16 protein-coding genes are annotated in these 18771 nt (G+C 54.9%); 11 read left to right on the top strand and 5 right to left on the bottom strand.

What is annotated here, in order from left to right; translation table 11 throughout:
* The first annotated feature begins 237 nt into the window (after positions 1–237).
* Positions 238–2409 (top strand): TonB-dependent siderophore receptor, encoded by a 2172-nt coding sequence (locus K5Y30_RS17750; RefSeq protein WP_222212741.1) that lies wholly within the window; start codon positions 238–240, stop codon positions 2407–2409.
* A gap of 59 nt (positions 2410–2468) precedes the next feature.
* Here K5Y30_RS17750 and K5Y30_RS17745 read toward each other — a convergent pair whose 3' ends face one another.
* On the bottom strand, positions 2469–3383 hold the full coding sequence (locus tag K5Y30_RS17745) for an alpha/beta fold hydrolase (protein WP_222212529.1): 915 nt from the start codon (positions 3381–3383) through the stop codon (positions 2469–2471).
* Between the two features lie 169 nt (positions 3384–3552).
* Between K5Y30_RS17745 and K5Y30_RS17740 the strand changes: the two genes are divergently transcribed.
* Complete coding sequence (locus K5Y30_RS17740; RefSeq protein ID WP_222212527.1) at positions 3553–4470, top strand: DMT family transporter; 918 nt, start codon at positions 3553–3555, stop codon at positions 4468–4470.
* Positions 4471–4472: 2 nt separating this feature from the next.
* Here the strand turns inward: K5Y30_RS17740 and K5Y30_RS17735 are convergent, their stop codons facing one another.
* The gene (locus K5Y30_RS17735) at positions 4473–5360 is read right to left on the bottom strand and encodes a MurR/RpiR family transcriptional regulator (protein WP_222212525.1); all 888 of its coding nucleotides are present in this window, start codon (positions 5358–5360) and stop codon (positions 4473–4475) included.
* A gap of 196 nt (positions 5361–5556) precedes the next feature.
* Here K5Y30_RS17735 and K5Y30_RS17730 point away from each other — a divergent pair, with 196 nt between their 5' ends.
* From K5Y30_RS17730 to K5Y30_RS17715, 4 genes are all read left to right on the top strand, one after another.
* Positions 5557–7686 carry a TonB-dependent siderophore receptor gene (locus K5Y30_RS17730; protein ID WP_222212523.1) on the top strand — a complete coding sequence of 710 codons (2130 nt, stop codon included), beginning with the start codon at positions 5557–5559 and terminating at the stop codon, positions 7684–7686.
* A 40-nt stretch (positions 7687–7726) separates the two neighbouring features.
* Entirely contained in the window at positions 7727–8836 is a 1110-nt protein-coding gene (locus K5Y30_RS17725) for an ABC transporter substrate-binding protein (protein ID WP_222212521.1), read from the top strand.
* Positions 8837–8952: 116 nt separating this feature from the next.
* Positions 8953–9105 (top strand): general stress protein, encoded by a 153-nt coding sequence (locus K5Y30_RS17720; RefSeq protein WP_101761338.1) that lies wholly within the window; start codon positions 8953–8955, stop codon positions 9103–9105.
* A gap of 249 nt (positions 9106–9354) precedes the next feature.
* Positions 9355–10251, top strand: coding sequence for an SDR family oxidoreductase (locus K5Y30_RS17715; RefSeq protein WP_101761337.1), 897 nt, complete (start codon positions 9355–9357; stop codon positions 10249–10251).
* 35 nt (positions 10252–10286) lie between these two features.
* On the opposite strand, the gene K5Y30_RS17710 is transcribed toward K5Y30_RS17715, so the two are convergent.
* Positions 10287–11192, bottom strand: coding sequence for a LysR family transcriptional regulator (locus K5Y30_RS17710; RefSeq protein WP_222212519.1), 906 nt, complete (start codon positions 11190–11192; stop codon positions 10287–10289).
* Between the two features lie 147 nt (positions 11193–11339).
* Between K5Y30_RS17710 and K5Y30_RS17705 the strand changes: the two genes are divergently transcribed.
* Positions 11340–12086 carry an SDR family oxidoreductase gene (locus K5Y30_RS17705; RefSeq protein WP_222212517.1) on the top strand — a complete coding sequence of 249 codons (747 nt, stop codon included), beginning with the start codon at positions 11340–11342 and terminating at the stop codon, positions 12084–12086.
* A 39-nt stretch (positions 12087–12125) separates the two neighbouring features.
* Here the strand turns inward: K5Y30_RS17705 and K5Y30_RS17700 are convergent, their stop codons facing one another.
* On the bottom strand, positions 12126–13298 hold the full coding sequence (locus K5Y30_RS17700) for an ROK family protein (RefSeq protein WP_222212515.1): 1173 nt from the start codon (positions 13296–13298) through the stop codon (positions 12126–12128).
* Between the two features lie 152 nt (positions 13299–13450).
* On the opposite strand from K5Y30_RS17700, the gene K5Y30_RS17695 reads away from it, so the two are divergent.
* Genes K5Y30_RS17695 through K5Y30_RS17680 form a run of 4 tightly spaced genes read left to right on the top strand, consistent with a single transcriptional unit; the run spans position 13451 to position 18286 of the window.
* Positions 13451–14770 carry an MFS transporter gene (locus K5Y30_RS17695; protein ID WP_192235114.1) on the top strand — a complete coding sequence of 440 codons (1320 nt, stop codon included), beginning with the start codon at positions 13451–13453 and terminating at the stop codon, positions 14768–14770.
* Between the two features lie 10 nt (positions 14771–14780).
* Positions 14781–16424 (top strand): GMC family oxidoreductase, encoded by a 1644-nt coding sequence (locus K5Y30_RS17690; protein ID WP_222212513.1) that lies wholly within the window; start codon positions 14781–14783, stop codon positions 16422–16424.
* Positions 16417–17496, top strand: a complete 1080-nt coding sequence (locus K5Y30_RS17685) for a Xaa-Pro peptidase family protein (RefSeq protein ID WP_222212511.1) — start codon at positions 16417–16419, stop codon at positions 17494–17496. The genes K5Y30_RS17690 and K5Y30_RS17685 overlap by 8 nt, the downstream gene beginning before the upstream one ends.
* 10 nt (positions 17497–17506) lie before the next feature.
* A complete protein-coding gene (locus tag K5Y30_RS17680) occupies positions 17507–18286 on the top strand; it encodes an SDR family oxidoreductase (RefSeq protein ID WP_222212509.1) in 780 nt (259 codons plus the stop codon).
* 47 nt (positions 18287–18333) lie between these two features.
* On the opposite strand, the gene K5Y30_RS17675 is transcribed toward K5Y30_RS17680, so the two are convergent.
* Positions 18334–18693: an NUDIX hydrolase gene (locus tag K5Y30_RS17675; protein WP_192235122.1), complete on the bottom strand. Its 360-nt coding sequence runs from the start codon at positions 18691–18693 to the stop codon at positions 18334–18336.
* Positions 18694–18771 lie beyond the last annotated feature (78 nt).

The raw sequence follows: 18771 nt of genomic DNA, 5'->3' as shown, positions 1-18771 counted from the left end.
TCTGCTTATCCAATATTCATCGACACATTTCTTCTTACTCATAACAGTTTCTTCTAAGCAAATGAGAAATTCCTCTCCCCGCAACTCATATCCCGCAACCGAACAACCTTTGTAAAGGTTTGTATTATCAGGCTTGTTGCCAGCTGGCACAATAGACAATGAGAAGCGTTATCATTATCATGCGCATTTACTTACAATTGTTAACGTAACAGGGAGAAATCTTAAGTGAATGTAACCATGCGTGGCAAAAAGCGTCCAATTGCGCTTTTTTTAGCGGGAATGCTAACGTCGCCTGCTTTTGCAGCTGAAACCACAGAAAAGCTGGCTGACGATGAATCAATGATCGTCACCGCCGAGCAGGAGCTCAAACAGCAACCGGGCGTGTCCACCATCACCGCTGAAGACATCAAAAAAAATCCCCCTGTTAACGATCTCTCCGACATCATTCGCAAAATGCCCGGCGTAAACCTTACCGGTAACGGCGCCAGCGGCAGCCGCGGCAATAACCGGCAAATCGATATCCGTGGCATGGGCCCGGAAAACACCCTGGTGATGATCGATGGCGTGCCGGTTTCCTCTCGTAACTCGGTGCGCTACAGCTGGCGCGGCGAGCGTGATTCACGCGGCGATACCAACTGGGTGCCAGCTGAAATGGTTGAGCGCATTGAAGTGATTCGTGGCCCGGCCGCTGCTCGATACGGTTCTGGCGCGGCGGGCGGCGTGGTGAACATCATTACCAAGCGTCCCACCAACGACTGGCACGGCTCGCTGTCGCTCTATACCAGCCAGCCGGAAAATAGCAAAGAAGGCGATACCCGACGCGCTAACTTCAATCTCAGCGGCCCGCTGGCCGGTGATGCGTTGACCATGCGCCTGTACGGCAACCTCAACCGCACCGATGCCGATGCGTTCGATATCAACACCGCAGAAAACGGTTCATACGCGGCGGGCCGTGAAGGCGTGCGCAACAAAGACATCAATACCGTGCTGTCGTGGAAAATCACGCCGCTGCAAATCATCGACTTCTCCTGGGGCTACAGCCGTCAGGGCAATATTTATGCCGGTGACACGCAGAACAGTAACAGCAACGCCAGCACCGACGGTTTAGTAGAGTCGCTGTACGGTGATGAAACTAACCGCATGTATCGCCAGAGCTACGGCATTGCGCACAACGGTATCTGGGATTGGGGAACCTCGAAGCTCAATTTCAACTACGAGAAAACCAATAACACCCGCCTGCAGGAAGGCACTGCCGGGCGTACTGAAGGAATGATCAACAGCGATACGTACGCCACCAGCCGCCTGGAAAGCTATCGCGCGGGCGGAGAGATCAACTTCCCGCTGCAGCTGCTGGTCGATCAAACCGTGACGCTGGGCGCGGAGTGGAACCGCGACGAGCTGAACGATCCAGCATCAATGCTTGCGGCCAACGCGAGCGGCGTCAATCTGCCTGGCAGTTCTGGCGATCCATCGCAGCGCAGCAGTAAGAACAGCGCCACCATCAGTTCACTGTTCTTCGAAGACAACATTGCCGCCACCGATAGCACCGAAGTGATTCCTGGCCTGCGCTTTGATTATCACGATCAGTTTGGCGCCAACTGGAGCCCAAGCCTGAACCTCTCGCAAGGTCTGGGCGACTATTTCACCCTGAAGGCCGGTGTTGCACGGGTGTTTAAAGCGCCAAACCTGTATCAGTCAACGCCGGGTTATCTGCTCTCCACGCGCGGCAACGGCTGCCCGATTGGGCTCAGCCAATGTTATCTGCTGGGGAACAACGATCTTGATGCAGAAACCAGCGTCAACAAAGAGATTGGACTGGAGTTCAGCAACCAGGGCTACGTCGCGGGCATCACCTGGTTCCGCAATGACTACAAGAATAAGATTGTGTCGGGCACCGAGCCGGTTTATTCCAGCACTCGCCCGGTTTACAACGTGCTGCGCTGGGAAAACGGCGGCAAAGCGATTGTGGAAGGACTGGAAGGAAATCTGACTATTCCTTTGATCGCCGATACGCTGGAATGGCGCTCCAACGCCACCTACATGTTCCGCTCCGAGAGCAAGAAAACCGGCAATCCGCTGTCGGTGATCCCGGAATTCACCATCAACTCGCAACTGGAGTGGCAGGCGACGCAGGATCTCAGCGCCAACATCAACTGGACGCAGTATGGCCGCCAGAAACCGCGTCAAAATGTTGAGACCAATATCGATACCTCGAGCATGACGACGCAGGAAATCAGCCCGTATTCGGTGTTTGGTTTGAACGTCAATTACGACATCAGCAAAAACCTGCGCGCCAATGCCGGTATCAATAACCTGTTTGATAAACGCATTTACCGCGAAAATTCGGGTGCTTCGACCTATAACGAACCGGGCCGCGCCTATTATGCTGGGGTGACGATGTCGTTTTGATTAGGCGATTATTGGCGTGATTTTCGTAGGGTGCGCATTTATGCGCACCAATCCAATGCTTAATTAAAAAACTCACCCAACGCCTCTGCCAGCGCCTGCGGTTGCTCATCCGGAATGAAGTGACCGCAGTGCGCGATTTTAATTCCCGTCACATCCGCTGCGAACTCGCGCAACGGCAATGCCATATCCGGAATCGAACCCTGATCGGCGCTGATCGTCAGTAACGGCAAGGCTAATTTGCCGCGCTCTTTCAGCAACGCACGGTTTTGAGCCGCCGAAACCGTCACTTCACGATAAGTCGCCATTCCCGCGCGTATCGCGCCCTTCTGCTGTAGCAAACGGGTATATTCCGCCATATCCTCATCGCCAAACACCATTGGGCTGGCCGCTTTGCGTTTCAGGAACCATTCGAGATAGATCGCTTCGCGCCCTTCTATCAGCGCCTCTGGCAAATCCGGCAAGAGATGAAACGCGAAATGCCAGGTTTTCCAGGCTTTATCCGGCGTCGCGGGCAGCGATTCTGGCAACGTCACGCCAGGAATACCGGCATCAAGCAGCGCCAATTTCTTCACCTGATCGCTAAACAACGTGGCATACGGCCAGGCAACCCACGCGCCGACGTCGTGCGCGGCGAGGTAATAGCTTTCATGACCCAATTGCTGCATCAAGCCCTGTACATTCTGCGCCAGCGATGTGGTGTCGTAGCCGCTGAGCGGTTTGTCTGAATCGCCCTGGCCGGGTATATCTGGCGCGATAATAAAATAGCGATCGCCCAGCAGCGCCATCACCTGGCGCCAGGCGAACCAGCTTTGCGGAAATCCCGCCAGCAGCAGCAACGTTTCTCCATTTGCATTGCCGCCGCTGACGTAGTGCAAACGCACGCCGCCTACCGTGGCGTAATGATGGGAAAATCCGTCTAACGCGTTGAATGGCTGCGTCCAGCCCTGTGCATGTTTGATAACTGATGCTGACATTTTCGCTCTCCGCGCATTTAGGAAATGATCAATTCCTAAATACTACCTGATGATTGCGCTGCCCGGGAATATTTCTGCAAAGCGGTAATCAGTCGCCGTTAATAGCGGCCCGACGGAGCGGGTTATTTGCTATTCTGTGCGCGACTCTTTCTTAACAATTGTGAAACTTATGCGAACATCGGATTTGTTGCGGCTGCTGCTTTTAGCGGGGATTTGGGGTGCCAGTTTTCTGTTTATGCGCATTGCGGTACCGGCGCTGGGCGCGGTGAACACCGCGTTTTTACGCGTGTTTTGTGGCATGTTGGGTTTACTGATCATCATGGCGATGATGCGCATTCCACGCCGCTTTGAGGGCAAATTAGGTTGGGCGATGCTGCTGGGCGTTATCAACTCAGCGATTCCGTTCCTGATGTATTGTCTGGCGGCGCGCGTGCTACCGGCGGGCTATTCCGCAATTCTTAACGCCACCACACCGTTGATGGGCGTAATCATTGGTGCGGCGTTTTTCGATGAAAAACTGACGATCACCAAAGTTCTCGGCATGATAGCCGGATTCAGCGGCATCATTGTCATCAGTACCACCGGCGAAGCGCACCTGAGCACTACCTTAATTGGAGGATTTTTGGCTTGCCTGGTTGCCACCGCCTGTTATGGATTTGCCGGTTTCCTGACCAAGCGCTGGATTGGTGCACGCGGCGGACTGGATGCCACCAAAGTGGCTTTTGGCAGCCAACTGGGTGCATCGCTGTGTTTACTGCCGGTCTTTGCCTTTAGTGCTCCGCAAACGTCCGCCAGCAGCTGGCAAATCCCGGAAGTGTGGGCTTCTATTTTGGCGATTGGGTTTATCTGTACCGCGCTGGCCTACATTATTTATTTCCGCCTGCTGGCCGATATTGGCCCGCTGCGCACGCTGACCGTCACTTTTATGATTCCGCCGTTCGGGATTTTATGGGGCTGGTTAGTGTTGGGCGAGCAGATCAATCAGGGCTTTATCGGCGGTTCGCTGCTGATTGTCTGCGCGGTGTGGCTGGTGACCAGCAACGGCTTTGGCAAACGCGCCGCTGTAAACAGCAGCGCCAGCAAATAGCGTTACTTTTTGCCGGATGGCTTCAGCGATCGATTGAGATCCTGAATACGCTTCATGGTTTTTACCGTACGCGATGAGGTCGCGGAAGCCACCGACAATATCAACATCTCCAGACACACCAACACCGTTCCGTGCAGCGGCATGCGACCATTCTCGCCGCCGCGCGGCACGTTAATAATGACATCCGCCTGTTTAGCGAAAGCCGAATCAAGCGCATTAGTGAGCAAAATCACCGGCATGCCGAGACGCTTCGCCTCTTTCAGCGCGGTCATGCCTTCACGATGCGCCGACTTCTGCGCCATCATAATCAGCACATCGCCGCGTTGCAGCCCAATCAACTGTTCCGCCAGCGCAATACCAGAGCGATTGAGCGTTACCGCCGGAATACCAATGCGCGTGAACAGACGCGCACTGTAATCCGCCAAAATCCCGGAGGCATTAATGCCAAATAGCGCCACCTGACGCCCGTCAATCAAGTGCGTTACCGCTTTGGCGACGGCTTCGCGATTGTGCGGTTCGGACAGCACATCGCAGGCATGTTTATGGCCGCTCAACACAAAATCGATGCCGGAATTGATATCGCACGACAGTTCGCTGACGGTGGCGCTCATCTTCTCTTCAGAGTTCATCGCCGGTCCAAACCAGGCGTTTAACGTGGTTTTTAAATCGCGCAAACCGGCAAAACCTAATGCCTGCACCGCGCGCACCACCGTCGCATCCGAGGTGTTAGTGGCCCTGGCAATTTCCAGCGCCGTGGCATCCAACACCACCTCGCGATGGTCGTGGATGTAACGCGCCACCGCTTGCAGACCGGATGATAATGTCGGTGCGCGCAACCGATAGCGTTCACCCAGCACATCCACACGACTTTTAATGCTATTTCGACTCATCTGCTGATTGCTCTTTAAAGAGTGAGAGTTTTACTGAAGGTTTGTAGTGAATTACCCACTTACTACTTAGAACTAATATGTAAGCCAATGAATTTATGTTAATAAAAATGTAACGGCTTCGTAATCATTTCCATTTACTACTACATTACAACATGGTTGAATGATTCTCAATTGCATTGCACCAGGTTAATAAAGAATGAATAACAACAAGCCGTCGGCTTTTAAATCTCAACGCCATCCCGCCATTCTGGCTGCGGTTTACGGCGTCAGCATTTGGGGTTCCACCAGCAGTTTTGCCGCAGAGGAGAGCAACACGCTCACCGTTTCGGCGCAGGAAGATAACGCACAAGGTTACAACGTCACTAATAGCGCGATCGGCAGTAAAACCTCTACGCCGCGCATTAACCAGGCGCAGTCGGTCAGCGTGGTTACGCAGCAGCAGCTGGAGGATTATCAGGCGTCGAGTCTTGCCGACGCGATGCGTTTTGTCAGCGGCGTTACGGAAGGCAACACGCTGGCCGGCACCGAAGATGGCTTCGTGCGTCGCGGCTTTGGCAGCAACTCGGATGGTTCGATCTATCGCGATGGCGTGCGCAGCAGCCAGGGTTTGAACTTTGATGCCACCACCGAGCGCGTTGAAGTGTTGAAAGGCTCTGCATCGCTGCTGTACGGCATCCAGAATCCGGGTGGCGTAATCAATGTGATAAGCAAAAAGCCGCAGTATGAGTGGCACAGCAAAGTCAGCGGCCGAACCTCCAGTGAAGGCGGTGGCGCGGGCACGGTGGATGTCACCGGACCGCTTGGCAACGGCTTCGCCTTCCGCCTGATTGCGGAGAAACAGAATCAGGATTACTGGCGCAATTTCGGCAGCGAAAAGCACACGCTGATCGCGCCCTCGCTGCAGTGGTTTGGTGAGCAAGCCAGCTTCCTGATTAGCTATTCAGATTATCAGTACGACATTCCTTACGATCGCGGCACCGCATTCATCAACGGTAAGCCGCTGGATATGGGCTACAAAGATCGTCTGGATGACAAAGCCAACCATGCATGGGGCCACAACAAAACTCTCAACGCCCATTATGACTGGCAGTTTAATGATGACTGGAGCACGCGCGTCACGCTCGGCTGGAACCAGCGTCAATACGATAATAATGAAGTGCGCGTCACGGCGGTCAATGCCAACACTGGCGTGGTGACGCGTCGTGCCGATGCCAATCGCGGTTTTAACCATAAAACCAAATACGTTTCGTGGCACGTGATCGGCTCACAGCAAGTGTTTGGGATGATGCACGATCTGGTGCTGGGCACCGATTACGAGATGATCCAAACCTATCGCGCGCATCAGTATCAGGGCAAAGCCAACACCGGTTTCAACTTCACCGATCCGCAGTACGATATTCTGTCGCCTGTTACCAACAGCAGCACCGAAAACAGCGCCAATGCCAATAACCTCAACCGCACGCACAGCCGTTCAATCTATGCCAAAGACAGCATCAGCCTGACGGAAAACTGGATTGCAGTGCTGGGCGGACGCTATCAGCATTACGAGCAACGCGCCTCGAAAGGTTTTGATCCGGTGGTGCAAACGCTGGACAGCGAAGGCAACAAATTCCTGCCGCAGGCCGGTTTGATCTACAAAGTGACGCCGGACGTTTCGCTCTACACCAGCGTGAGTAAATCCTTCACACCATCGACCGATGTTGATGATTATGGCAACGTCGGTAAACCGGAACAGGGCACCACATGGGAAGTCGGCAGCAAGTGGCAGATTTCACCGAAGCTGTTTGCCAGCGTCGCGCTGTATCGCATCAACGAGCGCGATATGTCGCTAAGCATTAACGGCACCACGCGCGCCATCAATAAAGCGCGCTCCAGCGGCGCGGAATTTGAGTTAAATGGCGAAGTGCTGCCGGGCTGGGATCTCAGCGCCAACTACAGCTATGACAAAGCCGAGATCGTGGATGACGGTGTTAACGCGGCTAATAACGGCAATCGCCTGCAGAATGCGCCGCGCCACGCAGGCGCGCTCTATCTGAGCCATAATCTGGCGATCTCCGGCATTCCGGGCGATTTCCGCGTAGGCGGCGGTGCGCGCTATGTGGGAACGCGCGCCGGCGATCCGGAAAACAGCTTTACCCTGCCCGATTATGTGGTAGCGGACAGCTTTGTCGCCTGGAACAATCAGCTGTTTGGCGAGAAAACCCAGCTGAAGCTCAATCTGAATAACCTGTTCAACAAACATTATTACACCTCCAGCGGCGGCAATCTGCGCGTGCGTGAAGGAGAAACCCGCAACCTGATGCTCGAGGCCAGCGTTGAATTCTGATTCGATATTTGTACGACGTGCGCCAGGCTTGTCCGGCCCGATGTTGGTGGTACTGGCCTGTTTTCTGCTGGTGCTCAGCAGCGTGGCCTCGGCAAAAACCATCACCGATATCGACGGTAATCGCGTTGAGATCCCCGATCGTCCGCAGCGTATCGTGCTGGGTGAAAGCCGCATGCTGTATACGCTGGCGTTACTGGAGCCCGGCGATCCGTTTCAGCACATTGTGGCGTGGCCGCAGGATCTGAAGAAGTACGACAGCCAAACCTGGAACAGTTTTGCCCGTCACTTTCCCCAGATGCTGAAAATCCCGTCGCTGGGTGCCGGCGGGCCGAACGCCATTAATCCCGAGCAGATTCTGGCGCTGAAACCGGACGTGGTGATTTTGTCGAGTCTGGCACGCTACGATGATGCCGACCTGCGCCTGGTCACCATGCTGAAAGCGGCGCACATTCCGGTGGTGAAGATCGATCTGCGCGTGCATCTGCTGAAAAACACCCGCCGCAGCGTGGAGATATTTGGCGAAGTGCTGAATCAGCAGGCGCGGGCAGAAGCGTTTAATCGTTTCTACCAGCAGCATATGCAGGTGATTCATGATCGCTTAGCCAGCTATCAGGGCGCGAAACCGTCGGTGCTGCTGCAACTGCATCTTGGACGCCGTAACGAATGTTGCGTGACGGCGATCAACGGCAGCCTCGGCGAATTACTCAACGCGGCGGGCGGCGACAATATCGCCAACAAAACCCAGCACGGCGTGTTTGGTCGCCTGAGTGAAGAGAGTGTAATTTCCGCTCAGCCGCAGTACTATTTTGCTACCGGCTTTGGCGATAACGCCTCGCAGGGCTTACTGAAATTAGGGCCAGACGTGGCACCCGAAACCGTGCTGACCAGTTTCAAACAGCTCACCGCGCAGCAAAACGGTTTACGCGAATTATCGGCATTGAAAAATGGTCACTCGGCGGTGATCTGGATGAATTTCTACCTCAGTCCGTGGCACATTGCGGCGACAGAATTTATGGCTAAGACACTCTATCCACAGCTGTTTGCGGACCTGGAACCCGAAAAGACCCTGCAGCAGATTTTCCGTGATTTCTTACCAATTCCCTATAGCGGCACTTATTTTATTAACATCCCGCCAGCGAGCAATAAATAATCACTTCCGCTCCGCTTGTGATTAATCCGAACCTCGCTAATCTTAAATTGCAGCACGGGCATGGCGTTGAAGCCCTTATTTCCGCCATGCAACAACAACTCACGAGAGGATGTTTTATGGCTGAGCATAGAGGCGGTTCCGGTAATTTTGCTGACGATAAAAAGAAAGCATCAGAAGCCGGTAAAAAAGGCGGAGAAAAAAGCGGTGGTAGCTTCAAAGATGACCCCGCTAAAGCATCAGAAGCAGGTAAGAAAGGCGGCAAGAAGTAGCCAACCATGTTTTAAATAGCACATAGCACCTTGGAAATCCGCCAGGGCACGGACGCCCTAAGCATTATCCCCTTCTGCAGTCGCACCTCGATAAATATTGTTAATTACCTCACGTTACTGCTGCACTTTTTAACCCCCCTTTCGTTTACCGTTTCGTCTTAATAAATCTGATTGCTCACTTTCTAACGTGACAAACATCACATTTATGCCAGGCTTAGTTTATTCACCTCATGCGACAAGGAGATATATATGACATCGCAAACCACAAATAAAACCCTTATTACTGAAACGTATCCGGTTCCGCCATTTAAAAAGCAGACGCAACCGATGCCGGGTTTGGCGAGCAAAATGGATCCCCGTCCCGATCATGGTGAAACCAGCTATCGTGGTACCGGTAAATTGACCGGTCGTAAAGCGCTGATCACCGGTGGTGATTCCGGTATTGGCCGCGCCGTGGCAATTGCTTATGCCCGCGAAGGTGCTGATGTCGCCATCAACTTCCTGCCGGAAGAAGAGGCTGATGCGGCAGAAGTGGTAAAACTGATTGAAGCCGAAGGCCGCAAAGCGGTGGCGATTCCGGGTGATATTCGTTCGGAAGAGTTCTGTCAGAAGTTGGTGGATCAGGCTGCTGAGCAGCTAGGCGGATTGGATATTCTGGTGAATAACGCCGGACGTCAGCAGTTTAATGAATCCATCCTGACACTCTCTACTGAAGACTTTGACGCCACCTTTAAGACCAACGTCTATGCGATGTTCTGGATCACCAAAGCGGCGCTGAAATATCTGCCAGCTGGATCGTCCATCATCAATACCTCGTCGGTGCAGGCGTATCAGCCAAGCGCGATCCTGCTGGATTATGCGCAGACCAAAGCGTCGATTGTCGCGTTTACCAAAGCGCTTGCGAAACAGCTGGGTGAAAAGCAGATTCGCGTCAACGCGGTTGCGCCTGGCCCATACTGGACCGCACTGCAGGTGAGCGGCGGACAACCGCAGGAAAAAGTGGAGAAGTTCGGTGAATCCGCACCGCTGGGTCGTCCAGGACAACCGGCTGAAATCGCCCCGCTGTACGTCACGTTTGCCGATGTGAAAAACAGCTTCACCTCCGGCCAGGTGTGGTGCTCTGATGGCGGCACCGGCACGCTGTAATCATCTTTGGGGTCGCCATTCGTGGCGATCCCGCTTTACCCGTTCAATCGCTCAGGAAACACGTCCCTCAGCCATCCGATAAATACCCGTAATCGCTGCGTAAGATGACGATTCTGCGGATAAACCACATGAAACGGATAATTCCCCGGACGCCACGCCGCCAGAATCTCAACCAATTTTCCCGCCTGTAAATCTGCTGCCGCTGCATAGCGGAAGGTCTGAATAATCCCTAAACCCGCAACCGCTGCCGCCAAATGCGCGTTACTTTCATTGACGCCAATCCGATGCTCACTCTTAATCTCAAGCCGCTCTTCGCCCTGGGTAAAACGAAACGGAAACGCCCTGCCACTCTGCGGTGACAAATAGCTCACCATGCGATGACCATTTTTCAGCTCCTGCGGATAAGCCGGTACGCCATAGGTTTTCAGATAGCCCGGCGCGGCGCAGGTAATCATCTCCGCATCCCCCAAATGACGCGCCACCAGCGACGAATCGCTAAGCGGACCGCCGCGAATCACGCAATCGACGTTACCGCTGATCAAATCCACCGCACGATCCGCAACGCCAAGATCGATACGAATGTCCGGATAGCGGGCAATGAAATCGGGCAGCGCCGGAATCAACACATCGCGCGCGGTTGAGCCGCCAATATCAATACGCAGATAGCCGCCAGGTTTGGCGCTTTCCGCATTAAACGAGTGATCGATATCTTCCAAATCGCGCACGATGCGCAGCGCTTTTTCATAGTAATCGCGCCCTTCTGGCGTCACCGTAACGCGCCGCGTGGTGCGTTGCAGCAAGCGAACGTCGAGATGCGCTTCCAGTTCCTGCACCAGTTTGCTCAACGTGGCATTCGGCATATCAAGAGAATCCGCCGCACGCGTAAAGTTGCCCGCTTCGACGACGCGCGCAAAGGCCTTTATCGCCAATAACTGATCCATGCTGTTTTCCGCCGCCTTTAATTATCCACACACAGAAATAGTCATTTCGATTTTACACCATTTATCAGCAAACGCCGTGACGATAGATTGCTTCTCATGCACTGCAACGCAATCATCAAAACCTCATCACCCATTGGAGAAGCAATCATGAATGCACTCAACGGCAAAATCGCATTGGTAACCGGCGGCACAACTGGCATTGGTCTGGCAGCCGCGCAGGAGTTGGCGACACAAGGCGCACGCGTGTTTATCACCGGTCGTCGTCAGGCGGAGCTTGATGCGGCAGTCGCCAGCATCGGTGCCAGCGCCAGCGGTATTCGCGCTGATGCTGCGGTGCTAAGCGACCTCGACAACGTTTACGCAGAAATCGCCAAACAAGCAGGCCGCCTCGAAATCCTGTTCGCCAACGCCGGTGGCGGCGACATGCTGCCGCTTGGCGCCATCACCGAAGAGCATTTTGACCGTATCTTTGGCACCAACGTGCGCGGCGTGCTGTTTACCGTGCAGAAGGCGTTGCCACTACTGAGTGACAATGCCTCGGTGATCCTCACCTCGTCCACCACTTCGGTTCAGGGTACTGCCGGATTCAGCGTATACAGCGCCAGTAAAGCCGCGGTGCGCAACTTTGCCCGCTCATGGGCGCTGGATGTGAAAGATCGCGGTATTCGCGTTAACGTTGTGAGTCCCGGCCCGGTGCGCACGCCAGGTTTGGGTGGTTTGGTGCCGGAAGATCAGCAGCAAGGATTGTTTGATGCGCTGGTGGCGCAGGTGCCGTTAGGTCGTCTTGGCGAACCTGGCGAAATTGGCAAAGTGGTGGCGTTTTTAGCGTCCGATGCGTCCAGCTTTATTAACGCCGCTGAGCTGTTCGTCGATGGCGGTATGGCGCAGGTCTGAAAGCTATTTTGTAGGTCGCCATTTATGGCGACCACTCTCTCAGCCCGCACCAGGATCCGCCTCCACATACAAATAACCAATCCCCAGCACCTGCCGCGACCGATCCAGCTGACCAAAATGCACATTGGTGCCTTTGCTTTTCAACGCATCACGCGGATCGAACGGATTGAAATCGATCTGCCGCACAATGGTCTGCAACCAACTGTCACCAAAGGTACAGCTGCGACCATATAACCAAATCTGATTAATATTCAAAGTGTTGAGGAAATTATACAAGCTCATGCCAATTGCTTCGGCCGCGCGCTGTGCCCACGCTACGATCCAGGGTTCGCCCGCTTGCCAGGCTAGCAGTAACTGCTTGCTGCTGGGCTGTGGCGCATCGGGATCGCGCTGATGAGCCAGCTGTTTCAAGGTGCTGAGTGAGGCCACTGTTTCCAGACAACCCTGACGCCCGCAGCTGCAGCGTTGGCCGTTAGGCTCAATAATGGTGTGACCGATTTGGCCGCTGCCATACAGATTGCCACGAAAAATCTCACCGTTGATCACAAATGATGAGCCAATGCCATAATCCACATTGATTACACAGAATTCGCTGAGCGCATTTTGATTTAACCACTTCTCGGCCAGCGCCAGCATTACGCAGTCGTTGTCCACGCGTACTTCCACGCCAAGCTTCTCCTCCAGCAGAAATTTCAACTGCAACGGCATTTTCCACGCGGCCTGCGGCATATGCTGTGACACACCGGTCACCGGGTCGACCTGACCGTGCACTGCCAGCGCCAGATTAATGCGTCGCTTCGGCCACTGTTTGCAGGTCTTCCGCCACACCGCCTCAATCTCACTGAGCAATGTTTCCGGCGTTTCCGCTTTGATAGCGACTTGCTCAAATTCTCCCTGCGCTACCAGCTGCGCATCGGCCAGTTGCCGTTCAATGCTGCTCGGCTTGACGCATAAACACAGCGTCCAGGCTCCGTTGGATGGCAGCTGAAAACTGCCATTGCTGTTACCGCGTGCGCTCATCAGCGCCTCAGAGTGTTGCAGTTTTCCTTCATCCAGCAGCGCCTGCAAAATTTTGCTGGTGGCTGGAATGGTTAAGCCGCTGAGGTGTGCCAATTGAGATTTACTGAGTTGTTTATGCCGCCACATCAGCGACATAAACAGCGCCTTATTATGTTTTCGCACCTGCAAATTGTTCAAACCAACCGGCTTCATTTTGTCTCCATCACACCTAATTTGCCCCGTTTACTAAACAGAGTTTACTGTCTTTTGTGATGGTCTCGCCATCCTCTTCACTACCGTTGCCTTAAAGTTCGTGCTCATCCCAATAACAAAAAAATATCCTCACCTCTCAAGAGACATTGAACATGACAACATCACCTGCAAACCATCCGTGGCTGATCCGCCTCGGTATTCCACCCGCGCTGGCCTGGGGCTACGTCGCTGTATTGCTGTTTATGATTGGCGATGGCGTGGAGTCGAACTATCTCGCGCCTTACCTGCATGAAAATGGTTTCTCACTCAATATCGCGGCGGCGGTGATCGCCTTCTACGGCGTCACCGTTACGCTCGGTTCATGGCTGGCCGGTTCACTCTCCACACTCATTGGCCCGCGCAAAGTGATGCTGGCAGGCGGAGTGATCTGGATTGTGTTTGAAGTGCTGTTCCTCGCCATCGCCTTGCCTTCCCATAGCGTGGCCTTGCTGGCGTTAACCTACGGTTTGCGCGGCGTTGCCTACCCCATGTTTGCCTATGCGTTTCTGGTGTGGATTCAGGCCGCCGCACCCGCCGATATGCGCGGTTCAGCAACCGGTTGGTTCTGGCTGGCGTTTACCGGCGGCTTGCCCACGCTGGGATCGCTGGTGGCGATCTTCTCAATACAGTTGATTGGTGAATATGCCACGTTCTGGTTGTCGCTTGGGCTGGTCGCGTTGGGGTTGCTGGTCATGGTGATCGCGCTGAAAGAACGCAGCGGCTATCAGTCGTTGCTCGATGAGCAACACCGTCAGCAGAGCGTTGCGCGCACGCTAATGGGCGGCATCGATATTTTGTGGCGTGAACCGCGCATCGCCGCCGCTGCCGTAGTGCGCATCATCAACACCACGCCTTACTTCGGCTTCTTTATTTTCCTGCCAGGCTTTTTCACCGAGCAGATCGGATTTACGCAAACCGAATACCTCAGCCTGATCACCATCATGGGTTTAGTCGGCATGAGTTTTAATCCCATTGTCGGCAAGCTCAGCGATCGCATCGGCTGGCGCAAAGTGCTGACAGTATTTGGTGGACTCGGCTCCGGCATCTCAATGTTGCTGATGTATTTTGTGCCGCAGTGGAGCCACGGCAGCTTTGTCCTCAGCGTTATCTGCGCGTGTTTATATGGCATCACCTTGTGCGGCTATGTTCCCGCTGCCGCGCTGTTCTCTTCCCTGTGCCAGCCAAAAGATAAAGGTAACGCGATGGCGATTTACTGCTTTGCTGCCGGGCTTTCCACTTTCTTTGGCCCCGCGCTCTATGGCGCCTTTAACGCACTGTTTGGCACCTCGGGCGTGGTGTGGGGTTACGCCGCTTTGTACTTGATCAGCGCTCTGGTTTCCTGGTGCTTCCTGCTCAGCCCGCTTGATCCCGGCGAGCAGCATAATCCCGAGGCGCAGCGCCTGCGTCGTTTAGATTCTGTCGCTTCAGAGTAAAGAGAGAACCATGAAAGAGTTTGATTACATTGTGGTGGGCGGCGGCAGCGCCGGTTGTATCGTCGCCGCCAGGTTAGTCACGGAAGGCAACGCGCGCGTGCTGCTGCTGGAAGCCGGGCGCGATGAGTATCACCCGGTGCTAAAGATGCCCGCAGGTTACATGAAGTTTCTCGCCAGCGACAAATTCCTCACCATGCACCAGACCGAGCCGCAGCCACAGCTCAACGGACGCGGCGTGATTGTGCCGCAGGCGAAAGTATTAGGCGGCGGTTCGACGGTCAATGCGATGGTGTATATGCGCGGCCATCGCCAGGATTACGCCGACTGGAACAGCGCGCTCGGCAATCAGGGCATCGACTGGTCGTGGGATGCGCTGCTGCCGCACTTTACCGCCATCGAGGATAACGATCATCTCGGTGCGCCCCATCACGGCGTCGGCGGGCCAATGAAAGTGTCGCATCTCGGCCACTTCAGCCCTCTGAGCCGCGCTTATGTGAAAACTCTGCAGGGATTGGGCATTCCTTACACGCCGGATTTCAACACAGGCAATCCGTTTGGCGTAGGCTTTATGCAGCACACCATTAACGGTCAGACGCGCCAGCGCTGCAGCGTGGTGGATGCCTTTATTACGCCGCTGCGCCATGACGCGCGCTTGACCATTGTCACCGGCGCGCAGGTAGAGGAGATTCTTTTCGAGGGCGCAAATGCCAGCGGCGTACGCTACACACAGGATGGCCATCCGCAACGTGCCAGCGCGCGTAAAGAGGTGATTCTGGCTGCCGGTGCCTATCAAACGCCGAAGCTGCTGATGCTCTCCGGCATCGGTCCACAAGCCCAGCTAAAACAGCATGGCATCACGCTGCGTCAGCATCTGCCGGGTGTCGGCAAGAATTTGCAGGATCACTATGAAGTGCCGGTGGTAGCCAGCACCAACGGTGCGTTTGGCTATTATGGTCAGGATCGTGGCTGGCCGATGGTCAAAGCCGGCTTGCAATATATGTTGTTCAAAACCGGTCCGGTCACCACCACCGGCGTGGAAACCTGCGCCTTCTTTGACCCGATCGATTTCGGCGCCACGCCCACCATTCAGATGTTCTGCGTGCCCACGGTGTATCTCGATCGCGACGTTATGGGCGCCGATCCCGGCCATGGCGTTACCGTCAATTCGCTGCTGCTGCGCCCCAAAGCGACCGGCGAGGTCACGCTGCGCGATAGCAACGCCAGCAGCTTGCCGATTATCGATACACAAATCTTTGGTCATCCCGACGATTTGGCGCGCACCATCGCCGGTTTCCGTTTTGCACGTAAGGTCATTACCGCGACGCCCATCGGCGCGATGGTGCAGCAAGAGATCTTCCCCGGCGCAGAGATCACGTCAGATGAAACGATTGCCGAACACTGCAAACGCATGGTGAAAACCGGCTATCACCCGGTCGGCACTTGCCGCATGGGCCACGATAACGATCCGCTGGCGGTGTTACACGGCGACCTGCGCGTGCGCGGCGTTAACCGCCTGCGCGTGGTCGATGCCTCAATGATGCCCAACATTATCAGCGGCAACACCAATGCCATTGTGATGGCGGTGGCCCATCGTGCTGCTGAATTGCTATTGCAGACGCAGCAGAGCGAGAGCAAGGAGCCCGCTTATGAGTGAAAAATTATCCCGCCTACAGCGTGCACTCGCCTCCTGGCAACTCGATGGTGTGCTGCTTACCCGGCGCGATAACATCGCCTGGCTGACCGACGGTGCCAGTTTTTACGTGGTGGAACGCGCCGAAGTCGGAGTGGCCAGCTTGCTCATCACGCAGGACAAGGTTCTACTGCTCGCCCCTGAAAATGAGATGCCGCGTATCCTCGCCGAAGAATCGCTGCCGTTTGCCTGTGAAACGCTGAGCTATCCGTGGTTTCAATCGTTAAATACCCTGTTGCCTGAAGGCAAATTCGGCAGCGATACGCCGCAAAACGGCATGTCTGATATTCAACAAGCGATGGTGGCGCTGCGACAGGGCCTGAACAGCAACGAGCAGCAGCGATTTAAAGCGTTGGGGCGTGAAGCCGCGCAGATTGTCGAAGGCGTGGCGCGTCAGTTACAAGCAGGCGTGACGGAATGGCAGGTAGAGGCCGAGATTGTCGCAGCCTGTCTGGCACGCGGTATTCGTCCGATGTGCACCTTAGTGGCGGCTGATGAGCGTATTAGCGCGTTCAAACACCCGGTGCCCACGCAGAAAAAGCTGCAACAACACATGCTGATCACGCTCGGCGCCGAGCGCCACGGGCTGCACGTGAGCCTGACGCGGTTAGTGCATATCGGCCAACCTGGACCCGCATTACGCCAGCGCCTCAACACGTTGTGCCAGATCCACGCCGATATTCTCTGTGCAACGCAGCCGGGCCAAAGCTGGTCAACGCTATTTCAGGCAATTAAAGATGCCTATCAGCGGCACGGACATGGCGATGCGTGGCGCGATCATCATCAGGGCGGCCCGGCGGGTTATGGTTGCCGCGACGTGATCCTAACGCCAGATACGCGCGGCGATATTCACTCTGATATTGCCGTGGCGTGGAATCCCACGCTCAGCGGCGTAAAAAGCGAAGATACCTTTTTACTTACCGCTGAGGGCTGCGAAGCCTTAACGCGCAGTGGCGAATGGCCAATGATTACCGTGCAGCGCGGCGAGCGCACGTTGTACTTCCCAGACTGGCTGGCATTACCGGCATCTTCATAAGGAGGCGATTATGTCATCACGATTACCTAATAAAACCGCGCTTATCACCGGTGCTGGCAGCGGCATAGGCAGCGCAATCGCTACACTGTTTGCGCAACAAGGTGCTCGCGTGGCACTGTTCGATCTTGACGGTGAAACCACCGAAGCGCTGGCGGCAGAGTTGAAGCAGCAAAGTGGCCAACACTGTATTGTCTGTAGCGCAGATGTCACGCAACCCGAGGAGGTGCAGCGGGCGGTGAGCGAAGCGCAGCAAGCGCTGGGCCCGATTGATATTCTGATCAACTGCGCGGGCGTGAATGTGTTTCGCGATCCGCTGGCGCTGGAAGATGACGACTGGCAGCGCTGTATGGAGGTCAATCTGAAAGGACCCTACAACCTGATCCGCAGCGTGCTGCCGGGCATGCTGGCGCGCCAGTACGGCAATATCGTTAACGTCGCGTCGGTACATGGGCACAAAATCATTCCCGGCGCGTTTCCCTATCCGGTTGCCAAGCACGGTTTGATTGGCCTCACGCGTTCGCTGGGCGTGGAGTACGCCAGCCAGGGCATTCGCATTAACAGCATTTCTCCGGGTTTGATCATGACGCCCGCCGCTGAAGCCTGGCTGGCAAGCTGTCCCGATCCGCAAGCCGAGCGTGAACGGCAGGCCGCTTTGCTACCGTGCAAACGTATTGGTGAACCGCAGGAAGTGGCATATACCGCGCTGTTTCTCGCCTCGGACGAAGCGCGCTTCATCAATGCCACCGATATCCTGGTTGATGGCGGACGCAGCCAGATTTATCACGAGTAATAAATGATATTTTTATCGGGTCGCCATTCATGGCGACCACGCTTAATCTAACTCTCAATCACCGGAATCTCATCCAGTTGGGTAAAGATCGCCATCCCCCGCTCCTTGCCAATCCGCACATCGTTATCAGCCCCCTGCGACGCGCCCGGAATGCGTAAAATAGCATCGCAACAGTGAATCAAACGATGCGCCACCGGATAGAGAAAAGATTCACTGATTTCATCGCCAATTGTCTGCGAACCGGCGGCGCTCGCCAGCGGCAACGCCAGCCACTCACCGATCACCGGCGTATGTCCGCGCTGGTAGACCTGCAGGGCAATCTGGTCTAATTTCTTAATGTTTTCATGAATTAACACTTGATTGCCGTTGGTGCCGCTGCGTACGGGCCCTGCAATTAGAATCAACATTGAGTTTCTCCAAAGGTTCGATAGTGTGGGCAAGCGTTTTTTTGCACGTTTTGCCCGGCTATGGGTGACAAAACCTAC

The organism is Pantoea sp. DY-5, from assembly GCF_019795955.1.
In the GTDB taxonomy this organism is placed as follows: domain Bacteria; phylum Pseudomonadota; class Gammaproteobacteria; order Enterobacterales; family Enterobacteriaceae; genus Pantoea; species Pantoea leporis.
This window is presented reverse-complemented; position numbering and strand designations above follow the sequence as displayed.